The sequence below is a fragment of the Amycolatopsis albispora genome (assembly GCF_003312875.1).
Classification (GTDB): domain Bacteria; phylum Actinomycetota; class Actinomycetes; order Mycobacteriales; family Pseudonocardiaceae; genus Amycolatopsis; species Amycolatopsis albispora.
Map to the genome: position 1 here is coordinate 925,445 of NZ_CP015163.1, position 18,135 is coordinate 943,579.

16 protein-coding genes are annotated in these 18,135 nt (G+C 71.5%); 12 read left to right on the forward strand and 4 right to left on the reverse strand.

Annotated elements, in window-relative coordinates:
- Positions 1–22: 22 nt before the first annotated feature.
- Positions 23–1,264: a phosphotransferase gene (locus tag A4R43_RS04550; protein WP_418190805.1), complete on the forward strand. Its 1,242-nt coding sequence runs from the start codon at positions 23–25 to the stop codon at positions 1,262–1,264.
- Between the two features lie 86 nt (positions 1,265–1,350).
- The gene (locus A4R43_RS04555; RefSeq protein ID WP_418190806.1) at positions 1,351–2,193 is read left to right on the forward strand and encodes an SGNH/GDSL hydrolase family protein; all 843 of its coding nucleotides are present in this window, start codon (positions 1,351–1,353) and stop codon (positions 2,191–2,193) included.
- Here the strand turns inward: A4R43_RS04555 and A4R43_RS04560 are convergent.
- Positions 2,147–2,722: a TetR/AcrR family transcriptional regulator gene (locus A4R43_RS04560; protein ID WP_113691139.1), complete on the reverse strand. Its 576-nt coding sequence runs from the start codon at positions 2,720–2,722 to the stop codon at positions 2,147–2,149. The genes A4R43_RS04555 and A4R43_RS04560 overlap by 47 nt on opposite strands.
- A gap of 63 nt (positions 2,723–2,785) precedes the next feature.
- Between A4R43_RS04560 and A4R43_RS04565 the strand changes: the two genes are divergently transcribed.
- Positions 2,786–3,919, forward strand: a complete 1,134-nt coding sequence (locus tag A4R43_RS04565; RefSeq protein WP_113691140.1) for an FAD-dependent oxidoreductase — start codon at positions 2,786–2,788, stop codon at positions 3,917–3,919.
- Here the strand turns inward: A4R43_RS04565 and A4R43_RS04570 are convergent.
- A complete protein-coding gene (locus A4R43_RS04570; protein ID WP_113697346.1) occupies positions 3,844–4,605 on the reverse strand; it encodes a metallophosphoesterase family protein in 762 nt (253 codons plus the stop codon). The two genes, A4R43_RS04565 and A4R43_RS04570, sit on opposite strands and share 76 nt — an antisense overlap.
- A 90-nt stretch (positions 4,606–4,695) precedes the next feature.
- Here A4R43_RS04570 and A4R43_RS04575 point away from each other — a divergent pair, with 90 nt between their 5' ends.
- Positions 4,696–6,066 (forward strand): replication-associated recombination protein A, encoded by a 1,371-nt coding sequence (locus tag A4R43_RS04575; RefSeq protein ID WP_113691141.1) that lies wholly within the window; start codon positions 4,696–4,698, stop codon positions 6,064–6,066.
- Between the two features lie 64 nt (positions 6,067–6,130).
- Here the strand turns inward: A4R43_RS04575 and A4R43_RS04580 are convergent, their stop codons facing one another.
- Both A4R43_RS04580 and A4R43_RS04585 read right to left on the reverse strand, forming a co-directional pair.
- Positions 6,131–8,197: a phosphocholine-specific phospholipase C gene (locus A4R43_RS04580; RefSeq protein ID WP_113691142.1), complete on the reverse strand. Its 2,067-nt coding sequence runs from the start codon at positions 8,195–8,197 to the stop codon at positions 6,131–6,133.
- 41 nt (positions 8,198–8,238) lie between these two features.
- Positions 8,239–9,075: a phosphoribosylaminoimidazolesuccinocarboxamide synthase gene (locus A4R43_RS04585; protein ID WP_113691143.1), complete on the reverse strand. Its 837-nt coding sequence runs from the start codon at positions 9,073–9,075 to the stop codon at positions 8,239–8,241.
- An 87-nt stretch (positions 9,076–9,162) separates the two neighbouring features.
- Here A4R43_RS04585 and A4R43_RS04590 point away from each other — a divergent pair, with 87 nt between their 5' ends.
- The 8 genes from A4R43_RS04590 (at position 9,163) to A4R43_RS04625 (ending at position 18,090) form a co-directional block, all read left to right on the forward strand.
- Positions 9,163–10,026, forward strand: coding sequence for a helix-turn-helix domain-containing protein (locus A4R43_RS04590; RefSeq protein WP_162788316.1), 864 nt, complete (start codon positions 9,163–9,165; stop codon positions 10,024–10,026).
- Positions 10,027–10,069: 43 nt separating this feature from the next.
- Positions 10,070–10,468: a DUF948 domain-containing protein gene (locus A4R43_RS04595; protein WP_113691145.1), complete on the forward strand. Its 399-nt coding sequence runs from the start codon at positions 10,070–10,072 to the stop codon at positions 10,466–10,468.
- On the forward strand, positions 10,465–10,752 hold the full coding sequence (locus A4R43_RS04600) for a hypothetical protein (protein WP_113691146.1): 288 nt from the start codon (positions 10,465–10,467) through the stop codon (positions 10,750–10,752). The genes A4R43_RS04595 and A4R43_RS04600 overlap by 4 nt, the downstream gene beginning before the upstream one ends.
- A gap of 115 nt (positions 10,753–10,867) precedes the next feature.
- Positions 10,868–13,525 carry an alanine--tRNA ligase gene (gene alaS, locus A4R43_RS04605; protein ID WP_113691147.1) on the forward strand — a complete coding sequence of 886 codons (2,658 nt, stop codon included), beginning with the start codon at positions 10,868–10,870 and terminating at the stop codon, positions 13,523–13,525.
- On the forward strand, positions 13,522–14,013 hold the full coding sequence (ruvX, locus tag A4R43_RS04610) for a Holliday junction resolvase RuvX (protein ID WP_113691148.1): 492 nt from the start codon (positions 13,522–13,524) through the stop codon (positions 14,011–14,013). Before alaS ends, ruvX begins: the two co-directional genes overlap by 4 nt.
- A gap of 59 nt (positions 14,014–14,072) precedes the next feature.
- Positions 14,073–15,902, forward strand: a complete 1,830-nt coding sequence (gene mltG, locus A4R43_RS04615; RefSeq protein ID WP_236808769.1) for an endolytic transglycosylase MltG — start codon at positions 14,073–14,075, stop codon at positions 15,900–15,902.
- A 16-nt stretch (positions 15,903–15,918) separates the two neighbouring features.
- Positions 15,919–16,749: a shikimate dehydrogenase gene (locus A4R43_RS04620; RefSeq protein ID WP_236809436.1), complete on the forward strand. Its 831-nt coding sequence runs from the start codon at positions 15,919–15,921 to the stop codon at positions 16,747–16,749.
- Between the two features lie 42 nt (positions 16,750–16,791).
- Positions 16,792–18,090 carry a GrpB family protein gene (locus A4R43_RS04625; protein WP_113691150.1) on the forward strand — a complete coding sequence of 433 codons (1,299 nt, stop codon included), beginning with the start codon at positions 16,792–16,794 and terminating at the stop codon, positions 18,088–18,090.
- Positions 18,091–18,135 lie beyond the last annotated feature (45 nt).

Below are 18,135 nucleotides of genomic sequence, written 5' to 3' on the forward strand. Positions count from 1 at the left end.
CTCACGAGTAGGGTCGGGGACAATGACTGTGGACACTTCGAAGGACTCCACGAACAAATCGGGCAACGGGGCGGTGGTTTCGGCAGGCACCAGGGTTGCCGCCGGCGAAGCCATGAAGGTCACTGAGACTGACGAAGCGCTCGAAGCCGCGATCAAGGCGGGCGAAGCGGTGCTGGCGCACCGGTTCGGCAGCGCGATCCCCCTGGTCGACGCGGAGGACCTGCGGGGCACCGGCCCCGCCACGGTGGTCAGGGTGCGGGTCGCCGCCTCGCCGTTCGCGTTGCCGCGCACGCTGGTGATCAAGCACTACCCTGGCGAGCCGCCGGAGGGCCGCCCGGACCCGTTCGCCCAGGAAGCGGTCAGCTATCAGCTGTTCACCGCACTGGCCCAGGACGAGCGCATGTGCCCGGAGCTGGTCGCGCACGACGGCGGTCACCGGGTGCTCGTGCTGGACGACCTCGGCCGCGCGCCGACCCTGCAGGACCGCCTGCGCGGCTCGGACGCCAGGGCCGCAGAGCGCGCCCTGCTGTCCTGGGCGCGTTCGCTGGGCAGGCTGCACGCCAACACCGCCGGCCGCGAGGCCGATTTCAACGCGTTGCTGCGCCGGCTCGGCGGCCGGGCGTTCGGCGAGGACACCACGCCGATGCTCGCCTGCGCCCAGTTGCCGGCGCTGCTGTCCGAACTCCTCGGCGTGGACACGCCGGACACCGTGCGCCTGCACGCCGAGCAGCTCGCCGAGCTGGCGGCGTCGCCGCGGTACCGCGCGTTCAGCCCGGTCGACCTGTGCCCCGACAACAACCTCGCGCCGAGCGGCGGGGTGCGCTTCCTCGACTTCGAACGCGGTTGCGTGCGCAGTGCGCTCGTCGACGCGGCGTACCTGCGGGTGCCGTTCGCGTCCTGCCCGTACGCCTTGGCGTTGCCCGCCGGGATGAGCGAGGCGATGGTGGCGGCCTGGCGGGCCGAAGTGGCCGGGGTCTGGCCCGCGCTCGCCGACGACGACATCCTGTCCGAGCACCTGCTGGAGAGCCAGCTGCTGCGGGTCTGGCTGGCGACCTGGGAGCTGCTGCCGGAACTGCCCGCCGAGCGCGGCGCGGTGCCGACGAGCCGCGCGGCGGCGCTGGTCAGCTGGTGGGCTGACCTGGGCAAGCACGCCGAGCGCGCCGGGCTGGACGACGTCGCCGCGCACGCGCTCGAGGTGTCCACCGCGTTGGACGAGCGGCACGGTCCAGGGCTGAGCCTGGCGCTGTACCCGGCGTTCCGGTAGCACCGCACCGAGGATTCTCCGAGGCGTCCTCACGCCTTTACCCGGCCCTCACCACGGGTGAGCCTGGGTGCCGGAAGGTCTGCGGTGTGACCGTGCTGCGTGAAGAATTCACCCTGGCATCCGAGGTTCCCGACTTTCCCGTACCGGCGCCGCGCCGGGTCTCCCGGCTGGCGGTGCTGGGTGACTCGACCGCGGTCGGTCTCGGCGACCCGCTGCCCGGCGGGGACTGGCGCGGGGTGGGCCCGCTGGTGGCCGACGCGCTGGGCATCGAGCCGGACGGCTATCTGAACGCGTCGTTCACCGGTGCCCGGATGCGGTGCGTGCGCACCGAGCAGCTGCCGGTCGCGCTGGCGCACCGCCCCGAGGTGGTGCTGCTGATCGTCGGCATGAACGACACGCTGCGCTCCGACTTCGACGCCGAGGCCATCGCCGCCGACCTCGACCACGTGGTCACCGAGCTGCGGGCCGCCGGTTCCGTGGTGATCCCGGTGCGGTTCCACGACCACGGCCGCGTCTTCCGCCTGCCCGGTTCGCTCTACCGCGCGCTCCGGGCCCGGATCGACGAGCTGAACGCGGTGATCGACGGGGTGGTCGCCACGCGCGGGGTGCCCTGCCTGGACCTGATGAGCCTGCCGGGCGCGTACGACCTGGCCGCGTGGAGCGTGGACCGGCTGCACCCGTCGGAACTGGGGCACCGGATGCTCGCCCAGGGTTTCGCCGACCTGCTCACCGAGGCGGGGGTGGAGATCCGGGTGCCGGTCAGCCTGGAGTGTTCAGGTGGCGCGACCGCGGGCGCGGTGCAGCACGTCGGCTGGCTGGTGCTGAAGGGCATTCCGTGGCTGTGGCGCCGCGGCCGCGACCTGCTGCCCTACGCGGCGCGGATCATGTGGCGGTCGTACTGGGAGAACCGCCCAGCCCCAGCGCGCTGACCAGCAGCCGGAGCGGTTCCTCCGGCCGGAAGTCACCCGAGGGCCGGGTCAGCTCGTGCAACACCATGCCCTCGATGTGGTCGAGCAGGATCTTCGCGTGCCGGTCCGGATCGGCCGACCCGGACGCGACGAGCAACGCGCGCAGCGGCGCCGCCGCCCGCGTCCCGGTCACCTCGAGCTGAAGCCGCAGCTGCGGGTCCCAGGCCGCTTCGAGGAACAGGGCGTACCGCGCGAGCGTCGCGACGCGATCCGGCCCGGCCATGTGCCGGGCGAACCGGGCGGCACCCTCGGCGAGCCCTTCACCGGCGAACTCGGTGGCCACGGTGAAGTCACGCTCGGCCAGTCCCGCCAGTACGCCCGCGAGCAACGCCCCGCGCGTGCGGAAGTGGTTCGACGTGGTGCCGGCCGGCAGTCCGGCCTCCGCGTCGACGGCGCGATGGGTCAGACCTCGCGCGCCCTGGGTGCCGAGCACCGTGGTCGCCGCTTCGACCACTTCGTCGCGCCGGGTCCGTTCTCTGGATGGAGCCACCCCGACAGCCTAGTACTACATCTGTGACTACGTTTGGGACTACACCTGTAGTAGGGTGGTCGCATGACAGCGAGAATCGCGGTGGTCGGTGGCGGAATCGGCGGGCTGGCTTGTGCGCTCGCGTTGCACCAGCAGAACCGGGACGTGACGGTGTTCGAGCGGCGCGACCGGATCGAAGGGCGCGGCACGGCGCTCGGCATGTGGCCCGAGGCGTTGTGTGCGCTGGACGCGATCGGGCTGGGGGAGCGGGTACGGCGCACCGGCGTCGCCCAGCAGGAGATGCGGTTCCGCCGGTCGGACGGCCGGACGCTGGCCCGGCTCAACGTCGGCCGCCTCGAGCGCCGGACCGGCGACCTGCCCGTGCTGATCTCGCGCGCCGCGTTGATCAGCCTGCTGCGCGACGCCCTGCCGTCGGCTCTGGTGCGCACGGGTCAACCAGTTGGACCGGCCGATGTCGCCGACCTCTGTGCCGAATACGACGTGGTCGTCGGCGCGGACGGCATCGGCAGCGCCGTGCGTGAGGCGCGCTTCGGCGCCGCGCACCGGCCGCGTTACTCGGGCTACTCCGCGTGGATCGGCATGGTGCCGTCCGACGGGGAAGTCAGCCAGGAGATCTTCGGCCGCGGGCGCAAGTTCGGCGTCACCCCCGCCGAGGGCGGGCTGACCAACTGGTACGCCCCGATCCGCGTCCCGCAGGGCGGCCTCGGTGACGACCCGATGGTTCAACTGCGTGAACTGTTCGGCGACTGGTGCGACCCGGTCCCGTCGCTGATCGAGCGCAGCGCCGGCGCGGAGATCCTGAACTACCCGATCCGCTACCTCGCGCCCCGGCTACCGAGCTTCGTCTCCGGGAACGCGGTGCTGATCGGCGACGCGGCCCACCTGATGACCGCGGACCTCGGCCAGGGCGCCTGCCAGGCACTGGCCGACGGCGTCGCGCTCGGCACGCGGCTCGCCAAAAGCCCTGATCCGGAGCCCGTGTTGAACCAGTACGACCGCGAGCGCAGGCGGCCGTCCCAGCGCGTCGCGACGGCCGCGCGACTGCTCGGCGCCTTCACGCTCCGGCCGGGGTTGTCGAACCTGCGCGACCTGACCTTCCGCGCCGCGGGCACGCTCACCCGTCACGAACCGCGTCCGTCGCGCGGAGCGAACACCGCGAGCGCCTCGGTGTCCGACACCGGGGTCCGCACGAAGTAGCGCACCCACTCCTCGATGTCCGCGTAACTCGACGTCGCGGCGATCGCGTCGGCTGCGGCCTCGGCGTCGAACAGCGTGCGCCGGTGCTGCACGGCCGGTCCGCCCGTGCCGCCGAGCAGCACCCAATGCGCGCCGGGCGATCCATACGGCATGCCGACGCTGCCCGCGTTCACCACCAGCCGCCGGTCGACCAGCCTGCTGAACGGCATGTGCGTGTGACCGCACACCACGGTCTCCTCGGTCACGCCCTCCAGCACCTCGGCCCACCGCGCGAGGGAGCTGTCCACCAGCACAACCTCCTCGTCGTCGCGCGGGGTGGCGTGGCAGAACAGGACCGAGCCCAGCCCGGCGACCTCCAGCCGGGCCGTGGCGGGCAACCGCGCCAGCAGGTCGACCTGGTCGGACCGTAGCTGTTCGGCACACCACGGCACGATCGGATCGGGAATCTCCGTCTCACCGCCGCCGGCCAGCTGCACCAGTTCCCGATCGGCGTTTCCGTTGACCCACACCGCCCGTTCACCCAGCGCGACGAGCCGGTCCAGCACCTCGACCGGCTGCGGCCCGGCCGCGATGTCGCCGGTCAGCACGATCCGGTCCGCGCTCGCCACGTCCGGTTCGGCCAGCACCGCGTCCAGCGCGGGGAGCACCCCGTGGATGTCGGACAGCACCGCGACCCGTTCGACCATGCGCCCGAGTCTGCTCGCGGTGGTGGCGAATCGCACGGGTGTTCGCGGCCAGCGGAGTGGTTGTCGGACCCAGCGGCTAACGTCAACCCCGTGGCGCAGGACGAACTCTTCACGGTGAACCCGGACGTGGCGGCTCCACCGCCGGAACCCGCGGAGCCGGTGGCCCGGCAGCCGGTCCCGGTCGGCTCCCCGCTGGCGGTGCGGATGCGGCCGCGCACGCTCGACGAGGTGGTCGGCCAGCAGCACCTGCTCGGCGAGGGCGCGCCACTGCGCCGCCTGGTCGAGGGCGCCGCGCCCGCGTCGGTGCTGCTCTACGGGCCGCCGGGCACGGGCAAGACCACGCTGGCGAACCTGGTGTCCACCGCCACCGGCCGCCGGTTCGTCGCGCTGTCGGCGCTGTCGGCCGGGGTCAAGGAGGTGCGCGGGGTCATCGAGGAGGCCCGGCGCCGCCGCAACTACAACGCCGAGAACACCGTGCTGTTCATCGACGAGGTGCACCGCTTCTCCAAGACCCAGCAGGACGCCCTGCTCGGCGCGGTCGAGGACCGCACGGTCCTGCTGGTCGCGGCCACCACGGAGAACCCGTCGTTCTCGGTGGTCTCGCCGCTGCTGTCGCGTTCGCTGGTGTTGCAGCTTCGCCCGCTCACCGACAACGACGTGAGCGAACTGATCGACCGCGCGCTGGCCGACGAACGCGGTCTCGGTGGTGCGCTGGAACTGGCCGACGACGCACGCGAGCACCTGGTCCGGCTCGCTTCCGGAGACGCGCGCCGCGCGCTGACCGCGCTGGAAGCGGCCGCCGACGCGGCTGGCGCGACCGAGCACGGCATGATCGACCTGGCCACCGTCGAGTCCACTGTGGACAAGGCGGCGGTGCGCTACGACCGCGACGGTGACCAGCACTACGACGTGATCAGCGCGTTCATCAAGTCCATCCGCGGGTCCGACGTGGACGCCGCGCTGCACTACCTGGCCAGGATGATCGAGGCGGGGGAGGACCCGCGCTTCCTGGCCAGGCGGCTGGTGGTGCACGCCAGCGAGGACATCGGCATGGCGGACCCGACCGCGTTGCAGTCAGCCGTGGCCGCCGCGCACGCCGTGCAGTTCATCGGCATGCCCGAGGGCAGGCTCGCGCTCGCGCAGGCGACCGTGCACCTGGCCACCGCGCCGAAGTCCAACGCGGTGATCACCGGCATCGACGCCGCGCTGGCGGACGTGCGGGCCGGCAAGCTCGGCACGGTCCCGCCGCACCTGCGCGACGGTCACTACGCGGGCGCGGAGAAGCTCGGCAACGCGCAGGGGTACCGGTATCCGCACAACGTGCCGGAGGGGGTGCTCAGCCAGCAGTACCCGCCGGACGTCCTGGTCGGCACGGACTACTACCACCCGACCCAGCGCGGGGCCGAGCGCACGCTGGCCGAACGGGTGCCGAAGCTGCGCCGGACCATTCGCGGGCAGTAGCCCCGGCACCCGTATAACGACCTATACGGCGTGGCTTTGCCGCATCGCGAGGGTCGCGTGGGCGCTACCGCGGGGTGAAGCTCGGCTGCCCGTTTTCCATGTGCCCGGTCAGGCTGCGGAGGAAGGCGGGGTCGCCGTCCGCGGTGACGCGGATGTCGTACCAGCCGGCCTCGGTGGGCACCGGGACCTGCGCGGACTTGCCCGGTTCAACCAGCACGACACGTGAGTCCAAGCGCAGCGACACCGCGGCCGCGCCGGTATTCTCGAGGGTCAGCTCCAGCCCGTTCCGGTGCGGCAGGAACCGCGTCCCGACGCGCACGCCCGCGGCGGCTCCCGAGCGGCGACCGCGCAGTTCCCACCAACCGCGGTTCGGGCCCTGCACGATCACGCGGTACTCGTCGCCCTTGTTCGGCAGGGTCTCGGTGAGCGTGCCGGTCACGTCGCGGTGCGCCGGTTCAGCCAGTTCGCCCGTGTACGCGTAGATCGCGAAATGCGCCGCGGCCGCGCCGCTGTTGTGCAGCGCGAGTTCGAGTTCGCCGCGCGTGTTCAGCCCGCCGGACACCGACGCCTGGTACGGCAGCGCGCGTGCCCGCCGACGGCCCGGCTCGGGCGCCGGCAGCGCCTGCTCCTCCGGCGGCGTCGGGTGCCAGCGTGAGATCGGCTCGGGCACCGGGCCCGGCTTGGTCACCGCCGGCGGCTCGCCCGCGCGGTCGAAGTCGAACGCGCCGGTCAGGTCGCCCGCCACGGTCCGCCGCCACGCCGAGATGTTCGGCTCGGCGACCCCAGTCCACTTCTCCAGCAGCCGGATCACCGACGTGTGGTCGTACACGGTCGAATCCACGTAACCGCCGATGGTCCACGGCGACACCACGGTCATCGGCACGCGAGGGCCGAAACCAAGCGGCTGCCCGCCGGCGTGGTCGGCGTCGTCGGGCGCGGTGGCCGGCGGCACCGGCGGCGGCACGTGGTCGAAGTAGCCGTCGTTCTCGTCGAAGTTCAGCAGCAGCACGGTCTTCGACCAGGTGTCCTGATCGGCGGCGATCGCGTCCAGCACGTCGTAGATCAGGTTCGCGCTGCCCACCGGGGTCGACGCGCCAGGGTGTTCCGAGTCCGCCGCCGAGGGCACCAGCCAGCTGACCTTCGGCAGCGTGCCGGCCGCGATGTCCGCGCGCAGCCTGCCGACCAGTGACTCCGGCTCGCTGCGGAACATCGCCCGGTCGAACAGCTCGCGCTCGGCGGCGGTCAACCTGGCGCGACCTTCTTCGAACTTCGCCAGCAGCGCCTTCTGCTCCTCGGGCGACTTGTCGAACAGCGAGAAGTAGAACTCCTCGGTGGTGCGGTACCCGCCCGGCACCGCGGCGAGGATCTTGTGCCCGATCTTCTTGAACGGCACGAAGTACTCGACCGCGTTGTCGGTGAAGTTGTCCCACTCCTGGTAGATCCGCCATGACACCCCCGCGGCCTGCAACCGCTCCGGGTAGGTCGTCCACGAATAACCGGGGTGGTCGTACGAGTAGGCCGCGTTGGTCACCGCCCGCGTGCCGTTCGGCTCGAACCCGGTGGTCCCGGTCATCAGGAAGTTCCGGTTCGGGTTGGTGGAGCCGAAGATCGAGCAGTGGTAGGCGTCGCAGATGGTGAACGTGTCGGCCAGTTCGTACTGCAGCGCGATGTCCGCGCGGTCGTAGTAGGTCATCGTGGCCGCGCCCTTCGCCGCGATCCACGCGTTGTTCCAGCCCCTGGCCCACGCCTTGCCGCTGCCGCCCCAGCTGTGGTCGAGGTCCCCGAGGTACTGGATGTCGTCCGGGTCGCGACCCGCCCTGGCCGCGCCCTCGCGCAGGGAGAACGGCAGCACCACGCCGCCGGCCGGGTTCGGCTGGTGGAACACGTCGCCACCACCGGGCAGCGGGAGCGGGTGCGTGTCACCGAAGCCGCGCACCCCGCGCAGCGTGCCGTAGTAGTGGTCGAACGAGCGGTTCTCCTGCATGAGCACGATGACGTGCTCGACCTCGCCGAGGCCGCGGCCCCGGCGCATCGGCGCGGCCATGGCGGCGTGCAGGGACGGCGGCAGCAGCGAGCCGGCGAGCGCGGCCCCGGAGGTGGCCAGCAGCCGGCGGCGTGACAGTTCAGACATGGCCCGAACCCTTGCCTACCGGGGTGAACGGAACAAGAACGTCAGCTGGTCCAGGAGTTCCCGGTGATCCGCTCGTAGACCTCGACGTACTTCGCCCTGGTCGCGGCCACCACGTCGGCCGGGATCTCCGGGCCGGGCGGGGTCTTGTCCCAGCCGGTCGTCAGCGACCAGTCGCGCACGAACTGCTTGTCGAACGAGCGCTGCGGGCGGCCCGGCTCCCACTCGTCGGCCGGCCAGAAGCGGGACGAGTCGGAGGTGAGCACCTCGTCGCCGAGGGTCAGCGTGCCGTCGGCGTCGAAGCCGAACTCCAGCTTGGTGTCCGCGATGATCACGCCCTTCGACGCGGCGTGCTCGGCGCCCCGGCGGTAGATCTCCAGGGTCACCTCGCGGAGGCGGTCCGCGGTGTCCGCCCCGATCTCGGCGACCACCTCGTCGAAGGTCATGAACTCGTCGTGCCCGGTGTCGGAGATCTTCGTGGTCGGCGTGAAGATCGGCTCCGGCAGCTTGTCGCCTTCGACCAGGCCCTCGGGCAGGCGGATCCCGGACACCGCGCCGTCGCGCTGGTACTCCCGCAGGCCGAGCCCGGTCAGGTGGCCGCGGGCGATGCACTCGACCTGGATCATCTTCAGCGGCTTGCAGCGGATACCGCGCCCGGCGAACTCGGCGGGTACGTCGGTGGCCGAGATCAGGTGGTTGGGCACCACGTCGCGCAGGTGCTCGAACCACCACACCGACAGCTGGGTGAGCAGCTTGCCCTTGTCCGGTACCGGCGTCGGCAGGGACACGTCGTAGACGGAAACGCGGTCCGACGCCACGAGCAGGATGTCGCCCTCCCACTCGTACAGATCGCGGACCTTGCCTGCGTGCACGTGCTTCATGCGCCATCCCGTCGGTGCGGTTGTCTCGACAAACAGCGTTCTAGCACACGGAGTAGTGGCATAGGTCACTTGTGCTACCGTGACGCCGTGTCCCAGCCCTTCCCCACCGAACGGGTGCAGGTCGCGGCCGTGCTGCGCCGGATGCGCGAGCAGGCGGGCGTCACCCGCGGTGAAGCGGCCGAACTGCTCGGCTGCACCACCTCCAAGATCGGCGACCTCGAACTCGGGCGGTCCGGTGCGAAACCGGCGGAGCTGGAGAAGCTCCTCCTGCGCTACGGCGCCGGACCGGTCCAGCGCGAGGAGCTGATCCAGTTCGCGCGCTCGTCCCACAGTCGCAAGCCACGCGGCACCTACGGCTCCGTGCGCGTCCCGGCGAACCTGCGCCGCGTGCTCGCCCTCGAAGCGCAGGCACGCGAAACCGTCCACTACTCGGGTGAACTGATCCCGCCCGTGCTGCAGGTGCGCGGGTACACCGAAGCCCTGCTCGCCGAGGGGCCGGTCAAACTGGTTGAACTCCACCTCGGCCGCCAGGACTGCCTCGAGCGCACCGACCGGCCGCGCCTGCGGTTGCGCTGCGTGCTCGGCGAAGCGGCACTGCGCGCCGGGATCGGCGGTGAAGCGGTCATGGCCGCGCAGCTGGCGCGGTTGTGCTGGTTGAACGAGACCGCGCCGAACGTCGAGATCCACGTGCTGCCGCTCGGCGCGGGCGCGCACCCGTTCCTCGGGCGCACCGTCACGCTGCACTTCTTCCCGCGCCCGGCGCCCGCGGTGATGGTCACCGGCGGGATCGAGCGCGACGTGTTCTGCGATCGCGCCGCGGCCGTCCGCGAGGCCGCCGCACAGTTCACCGCGTTGCGCGCGCGGGCCCTCGGCGTGCGGGAGAGCACGGACTTCCTGCGGCGGCTGGGACAGCACCGGGCCAGTACGGTGGAGGACAGCCACGCACGGTAGCCTGACCGGCAATCAGCTGGCCCCGAAATTCCAGGAGGACCTCGTGTCGGCAGGGCAGATCGCCGCGCTCATCGCCGCAGGCGCCTTCGTTGTGCTGGTGGTGCTGCTGGCGATCCCGTTGCTCAAGCTCGGCCGCACGCTGGACGAGGCGACCATCGCCATCCGCAAGGCACACGAGAACACCGACCCGCTGCTCACCGGGGCCAACCAGACCATCACCCACGTCAACACCCAGCTCGAGCGGGTGGACGGCATCACCGCCAACGCCCAGGCGGTCAGCGGCAACGTTTCGGCGCTGTCGTCGGTGTTCACCGCGACGCTCGGCGGACCGCTGGTCAAGACCGCGGCGCTGTCCTACGGCATCAGCAAGGCCGTCAAGGCTCGCCGGGCCAAGGCGAACGGGAAGCCGGTGCGCGGCCGGAAGAGGAGCAGGAAGTCATGAAGCGGCTGTTCTGGCTCGGAGTCGGAGTGGTCGCCGGCGTCGCGATCTCGCGCAAGGCGACCGAAACCGCGCGGCAGGCCACCCCGGCCGGTGTCGCGGCGAACCTCGGTGACGCCGTGCGCGAACTCGCTGGCGCGGTGGGCTCCTTCGGCGCGGAGGTGCGCGCCGGGATGAACGAGCGCGAGCAGGAACTGAACGACCTGGTCGAGGACCGCGCCGGGCTGCCGTCGCGGCCGCAGGGCAGGCACGCCGCGGACCGGCGAGCTCGCCGGGCGGAGGGCTGACCGGGCCGCGTCCGCCGACGCCGCGCCGGACCCTCCGCCGCCGCAGCCAGCCCCCGTTCCCGGCTCGGCGTGTGGCCGCCTGCCCGCGGCCGAGCCCCAGCGCAAGGAAAGACCAGTGGAAACACACGAGATCAACAAGCGCTTCCTCGCCCATTTCGAGGGCCGCGGGCACACCAGGGTGCCCAGCGCCTCGCTGATCCTGGACGACCCGAACCTGCTCTTCGTCAACGCGGGCATGGTCCAGTTCAAGCCGTACTTCCTCGGTGAGGTGCCGCCGCCGTACCCGCGCGCCACCAGCATCCAGAAGTGCGTGCGCACCGGCGACATCGACGAGGTCGGCAAGACCACCCGGCACAACACCTTCTTCCAGATGGCCGGGAACTTCTCCTTCGGCGACTACTTCAAGGAAGGCGCCATCGAGAACGCCTGGGAGCTGATCACCAAGTCCCAGGACGACGGCGGCTTCGGCTTCGATCCCGAGCGCATCTGGGTCACCGTCTACGAGAACGACTCGGAGGCGGCCGGCCTGTGGCAGCGGGTCGCCGGTGTGCCGTCGGAGCGCATCCAGTCGCGCGACGGCCGCGACAACTACTGGGACATGGGCGTGCCCGGTCCCGGTGGGCCGTGCTCGGAGATCTACTACGACCGCGGCCCGCAGTTCGGCCGCGAGGGCGGCCCGGTCGTCGACGAGGACCGCTACCTGGAGATCTGGAACCTCGTCTTCATGCAGGACGTGCGGGGCGAGGAGAGCCCCAAGTACGGCCACCCGCCGATCGGCGAGTTGCCGAAGAAGAACATCGACACCGGCATGGGCGTCGAGCGCGTCGCCTACCTGCTGCAGGGTGTGGAGAACGTCTACGAGACCGACCTGGTGCGCCCGGTGATCGCGCGCGCCGAGGAGTTCTCCGGCCGCCGCTACGGCGCCGACCACACCGACGACGTGCGCTTCCGCGTGATCGCCGACCACGCGCGGTCCGGTGTGATGCTGATCGGCGACGGGGTCACCCCCGGCAACGACGGCCGCGGGTACGTGCTGCGCCGCCTGCTCCGCCGCATCGTGCGCTCGATGCGCCTGCTCGGCGTGCACGAGCCGGTGCTGCCGGAGTTCGCCGGCGTGGTCCGCGACGCGATGGGCCCGTCCTACCCTGAACTGGTCGCCGATTTCGACCGTATCTCCGACGTGGTCAAAACCGAAGAAGAGGCCTTTCTCTCCACGCTCACCTCGGGGTCGCGGATCTTCGACCTCGCCGCCGAGGAGACCAAGTCGGCCGGTGGCGGCATCCTCGCCGGTGACAAGGCGTTCCAGCTGCACGACACCTACGGCTTCCCGATCGACCTGACCCTCGAGATGGCCGCCGAGCAGGGCCTGACCGTGGATGAGGACGGTTTCCGCACGCTGATGGAGGAGCAGCGCCAGCGCGCGAAGGCCGACGCGGCGGCCCGCAAGAGCGGGCACGGCGACCTGTCGGTCTACCGCGAGGTGCTCGAGCAGCACGGCGAGACGCAGTTCCTCGGCTACACCGACCTGCAGGCGACCGCCAGGGTGATCGGCCTGGTCGCCGACGGTGTGCCGGTGCGCAGCGCCGGCGCCGGCCAGAAGGTCGAGGTCATGCTCGACCGCACGCCGTTCTACGCGGAAAGCGGTGGCCAGGTCGCCGACACCGGTGTGCTGATCGGCTCCGGCGTCGAGCTGAAGGTGCACGACGTGCAGAAGGTCGTGCAGGGGCTGTTCGTGCACCGCGCGGAGGTCGTCGCCGGTGAACTCGGGCTCGACACCGAGCTGACCGGTTCGGTCGACGCTGCCCGCCGGTCGATGATCGAGCGCTCGCACTCGGCCACGCACCTGGTGCACGCGGCGGTGCGCGGCGCCTACGGCAAGCGCGCGGCGCAGGCCGGTTCGCTGAACTCGCCGGGCCGCATGCGGTTCGACTTCACCACCGCGGGCCCGGTCTCGGCCGACGTGCTGACCGAGGTCGAGGAGGAGGTCAACGACTACCTCCAGACCGACGTCGAGGTGCAGAGCTACGTCACCACCAAGGACAAGGCGCTCGAACTGGGCGCGGTCGCGCTGTTCGGCGAGAAGTACGGCAACGACGTCCGCGTGGTCGACATGGGTGAGTACTCGCGTGAGCTGTGCGGTGGCACGCACGTCGAGCGCATCGGCCAGCTCGGCCTGGTCAAGCTGGTGTCCGACGCGTCGATCGGCTCGGGCGTGCACCGCGTCGAGGCGCTGGTCGGCACGGACGCGCTGCGGTACGTCCGCAAGGAGCAGCTGCTGGTCTCGCAGCTGGCCGGTTCGCTGAAGGTGCCGACCGAGCAGCTGCCGTCGCGCATCGAGGACCTGCTGACGCGACTGCGCTCGGCGGAGAAGGAGATCGAGCAGCTCAAGACCCGCCAGGTGCTGGGGTCCGCCGGCGAGCTGGCGGCCAAGGCCGCCGACCTCGGCGGGGTCAGCGTGGTGGCCGAGCAACTCGACGGGATCGACGGCAACGGGCTGCGCGCGCTGGCCACCGAGATCCGCAACCGGCTCGGCAACCGGCCGGGCGTGGTGGCGTTGTTCTCGCCGGCGGGGGAGAAGGTCAGCTTTGTCGTCGCCACCACGTCGGCGGCGCGGGACAAGGGCTTCGCCGCGGGCAAGCTGGTGCCGTCGTTCGCCGAGGCGATCGGCGGGCGTGGCGGCGGCAAGCCGGACATGGCCCAGGGCGGCGGCTCGAACCCGGCCGGCGTGGCCAAGGCGATCGAGGCGCTTCGCGCCGCGGTAACCGGCGGGTGACCCAGCGTAAGGCGGACCGGCCCGGGGAGCAGGATCCCGGGGCCGGCCGCCGGCTTGCCGTTGATGTCGGCTCGGTCCGGGTCGGTGTCGCGCTCAGTGATCCGGCGCCCCTGCTCGCCTCTCCACTGGTTACCCTGTCGCGTGATGCGGCAGACAATGGTGACGTTGAGCAGCTGGCGGCCCTGGTGGCCGAGCACGAGGTGGTCGAGGTGATCGTGGGACTGCCGAGAACGCTCGCGGACCGGCACGGCTCCGCCGCCGCCATCGCGGTCGAATACGGTGAACTGCTCGCGGCGCGGGTGGCGCCGGTCCCGGTGCGTTACGCCGATGAGCGGCTGACCACGGTGACCGCGTCGCGCATGCTTTCCCAGCGCGGCGTCAAGGGCCGCAAGCAGCGCGCGGTGGTCGATCAGGCGGCCGCCGTCGAGATTCTCCAAGGCTGGCTGGACGGGCGTGCGGCGTTCCGCGCGCGGAAGGGTGAGTCGTGAGGAGCGAGTCTCCCGGGGTACCTGAAGGCGGCGGCAGACGACGGCGGCGGGAGGCCGAGGTGCCGCCCGAGACTGTCCAGCCGCGTGCCGGCGGCCGCCGGCGGTTGCGCGAGCAGGACGAGCCGGTCCGCCGCGACGGCGAAGCCCGCATGCCACCGCCTCGCGAAGGCGGTGGTCGCCGGCGCCTGCGAGCCGAGGAACCGCCCTCACGCCCCGAGCCCGCGCCCCCGCGGCGCCGCCACCGCTACGTCGATGCCGACGAGGATTCGCTCGCCACGCCGCAGCTCGGCGTTCCCGCCGCGGCGGAACCGCAGCCGCCGCGCCGCGCGAGCGCGCGCCCGCCGGTTCAACCAGTTCGACGCCCGCGGGCCGAGCCTGCCGCGCCGCCGCCGCGTGCCGAGACGCCCGCGCCGCCCCCTCGGGCCGAGGTCCCCCCGCCGCCGCGGGCCGAGACCCCGGCGCCGCCCCCGCCGCGGCGCCGCCCCACCCCGCCCCCGGCCCCGCCGCAGCCCGCACCGGACGATCGCCCGACCGAGGTGATCGACGCCGATCAGGTGGCGCGATACGCCCGCGAACCGGACCCTGAACCGGTGCCCGAATTCGACGACCGCCGCCGTGACCGCGACGAGTACGAGAGCTTCACCGACGACGAGTTCTACGACGACGACTACTACGACGAAGACGAGTACGCCGACTACGACGACGAAGACCGGGCGGCACCGGAGCGCATCGGCGAGGAACCGCCCGACGGCCCGCCTCCGCGCCGCAAGCGCGGCAAGCGCGCGTTCGGCTGGATCGCCGCGATCCTGGTGATCGTCGTGGTCGGGGGTGCGGCCTGGTTCGGCGCGCAGGAACTGCTCGGGTTCGGCTACGACGACTTCGAGGGCACCGGCGAGACCGACGTGCTGGTCGAGGTTGCCGAGGGCGACTCCACCAACGCGATCGCCACGAAGATGACCCAGGCCGGCGTGGTCGCCAGCCAGAAGGCCTTCGTCGAGGCCGCCGAGGACGAGTCGAAGGTCCGCAGCATCCAGCCCGGCTACTACCAGATGAAAACGAAGATGTCGGGCAGCAGCGCGGTGGGCAAGCTGGTCGACCCCGCTTCGCGCAAGGGCATCCTGCAGATCCGCGGCGGCACGCAGCTCGACGACATCACCCAGCCCGACGGCAAGGTCACCGACGGCGTGTTCGCACTGCTGTCGAAGGCGTCCTGCGCGACGGTCAACGGCGCGAGCACCTGCGTTCCGGTCGAGGAACTGCGCAGGGTGTCCGAAACCGCCGACCTGGCCACGCTCGGCGTGCCCGACTGGGCGCGCGAGGGCGCGGGCAAGGTCGAACCGAAACGACGCCTCGAAGGGCTCATCCAGCCCGGCGTGTACGACGTGAAGCCCGGCTGGGACGCCACCCAGCTGCTCACCGAGGTGCTGAAGGTGTCGACCGTCCGCCTCCAGGCGGCCGGCCTGCCGAAGATCGCCGACGGTACCGGGAAGTCGCCGTACGAGATCCTGGTGATCGCCTCGATCGTGGAGCGCGAAGGGGTCCAGCAGGACTTCACGAAGATCGCGCGGGTGATCTACAACCGGCTCGAGGACAACATGCGCCTGGAGATGGACTCGACCATCAACTACGTGCTCGACCGGCCGATCGTGACCACCACGCCGGAGGACCGGGCGAAGGCCGGTGCGTACAACACCTACCAGAACAAGGGCCTGACCCCGGGGCCGATCTCGTCGGCCAGCAAGGAAGCCATCGACGCGGCCGCGAAACCGGCCGAGGGCGAGATGCTGTTCTTCGTCAAGTGCGAGAAGAACGGGCTGTCCTGCTTCGCCGAAACCCTCGAAGAGCACAACCAGAACAGGAACCTCGCGAAGGAACGCGGTGCCTACTGAGCCGTACCGGTCCGGGATCCTCGGCAAACCGGTCTCGCATTCGCTGTCGCCCGTGCTGCACGGTGCGGGCTACGCGGCGCTCGGCATGGACGGCTGGCGCTACGACCGGATCGAAGTGGACGCCGACGGCCTGCCCGCGTTCATCCGCGACCTCGGTCCCGAATGGGCCGGGTTCTCGGTGACCATGCCCGGCAAGCGCGCCGCGCTCGCACTCGCCGACGAGGTGACCGAACGCGGCCGCGCGGTCGGTGCGATCAACACGCTCGTCCGCCGCGACGGCCGCTGGTTCGCCGACTGCACCGACGTCGACGGCGTGACCGGCGCCCTGCTCGCCGCGGGCGGCTACCAGCCGGCGAGCGGGGACACCGGGGTGGTGCTCGGCGCGGGCGGCACCGCGGCGGCGACCGTGGTCGCGCTGGCTGAACTCGGCGTGCGCTCGGTGCGGTTGATCGTCCGCGACCCGGCCAGGGCGGGGGAGACGGTCGAAGCGGCTGAACGCGCCGGCGTCGCCGTGGACGTCTCGCGCTGGTCCGAAACCGACTTCGGCGACGCGGTCGCGAAGGCGGACGTCCTGGTCAACACCGTGCCACCGGCCGCGATCGAGCCGCACCTGGCGGAGCTGGCGAGCGCGTCGTGCCTGCTGGACGTCATCTACCACCCGTGGCCGACGCCGCTCGCCGACGCGGTCGCCGCGCGGGGCGGCCGCCTGGCCACCGGGCTGGACATGTTGCTGCACCAAGCGTTCCGGCAGTTCGAGCACATCACCGGGCGGACCGCGCCGCGCGAGGCCATGCGCGACGCCCTCCGCGAGGCGACCGGAAAGATCTTGCCGCTGCCACTGGGCTGAGTTACGTTGGCGGACTGCCTTGAGGAAGGAACCAAGCCAGTCATGCCGAAACCGGATCGCGAAAAGTACTCCGATTCCGACGTGGAAGCCGCCTGGGTGGACAAGCCGCCGGTGCTCAACTCCACCATCACGCTCGCCGAATACGACCCCACGTGGCCCGCGCTGTACGAGCGCGAGGCCGCCCGCATCAGACAGGTACTGGGGGACACGGTCGTGCTGATCGAACACGTCGGCTCGACCTCCGTGCCCGGCCTGTGCGCCAAGCCGATCATCGACATCCTGCTCGTGGTGCCCGACTCCGACGACGAGGACGCCTACGTCCCGCGCCTGGAAGCCGCCGGCTACGTGCTCAAGATCCGCGAACCCGACTGGGAGAAGCACCGCGCGTTCAAGGGCCCGGACACGAACATCAATCTGCACGTCTACTCACCCGACACCAAGGAGATCGAACGGTACCGGGTCTTCCGCGACCGCCTGCGGTCCAACCAGGACGACCGCGAGCTCTACGCCGCCACGAAGCGGGAGCTCGCCGCGCGGAAGTGGAAGTACATCCAGAACTACGCCGACGCCAAGAACGACGTGGTCGACGAGATCATGAGCCGCGCGCTCGGCGAGGCGGTGTCGCGCCGCGAGCCCGTGCCGTCCACCCCGCACGACCAGTACGACAACTTCGCCGCGGACTACGCGGAGCACGCGCGGTCCAATCCGTACCAGGAGCTGTACGACCGGCCCGCGATCCTGAGGCTGGCAGGCGACGTTGACGGGTGCCGCGTGCTCGACGTCGGCTGCGCCGCCGGGCATCTCACCGCCGCGCTCGCCGAGCGCGGCGCCGACGTGACCGGTCTCGACGGCAGCCCCGCGATGGTCGACGTGGCGAAACGCGAGTTCGGCGACCGCGCCCGGTTCGAGCAGGGCGACCTGGCTGAACCGCTCGCCTTCGACGACGGCGCGTTCGACCTGGTGACCGCGTCGCTGGTGCTGCACTACCTGGAGGACTGGGGGCCGGTGCTCGCCGAGATCCGGCGGGTGCTGCGCCCGGGCGGCGCCCTGGTCATGTCGGTGCACCACCCCGAGGACTGGCACTGGTTCGACCGGCCCGACTACTTCCGCCGCGAGCAGGTGACCGACCAGTTCCCGCTCGGCGGCCGCGAGGTCGACGTGCGGTTCTACCGCCGTCCGCTGAGCCAGACCTTCGGCGCGCTGCGGGCGGCCGGCTTCACCGTGGACGTCATCGACGAGCCGATGCCCCTGCCGGAATGCCGCGAGGTCGCGCCACGGGCGTACGCCTCGCTCACCACCACGCCGCGCTTCCTCTACTTCCGCGCGCTCACTCCGTCGTAGGAACGAGTGTTCACCTCCCGGGTGCTGTTTCACCCCGCTTCCTTC

Excerpts from the sequence above, each read along its gene's own strand:
- A4R43_RS04550 (WP_418190805.1), top strand. The coding sequence starts at position 23 with ATGACTGTGGACACTTCGAAGGACTCCACGAACAAATCGGGCAACGGG.
- A4R43_RS04565 (WP_113691140.1), top strand. The coding sequence starts at position 2,786 with ATGACAGCGAGAATCGCGGTGGTCGGTGGCGGAATCGGCGGGCTGGCT.
- A4R43_RS04570 (WP_113697346.1), bottom strand. The coding sequence starts at position 4,605 with ATGGTCGAACGGGTCGCGGTGCTGTCCGACATCCACGGGGTGCTCCCC.
- A4R43_RS04580 (WP_113691142.1), bottom strand. The coding sequence starts at position 8,197 with ATGTCTGAACTGTCACGCCGCCGGCTGCTGGCCACCTCCGGGGCCGCG.
- A4R43_RS04585 (WP_113691143.1), bottom strand. The coding sequence starts at position 9,075 with ATGAAGCACGTGCACGCAGGCAAGGTCCGCGATCTGTACGAGTGGGAG.
- A4R43_RS04600 (WP_113691146.1), top strand. The coding sequence starts at position 10,465 with ATGAAGCGGCTGTTCTGGCTCGGAGTCGGAGTGGTCGCCGGCGTCGCG.
- A4R43_RS04625 (WP_113691150.1), top strand. The coding sequence starts at position 16,792 with ATGCCGAAACCGGATCGCGAAAAGTACTCCGATTCCGACGTGGAAGCC.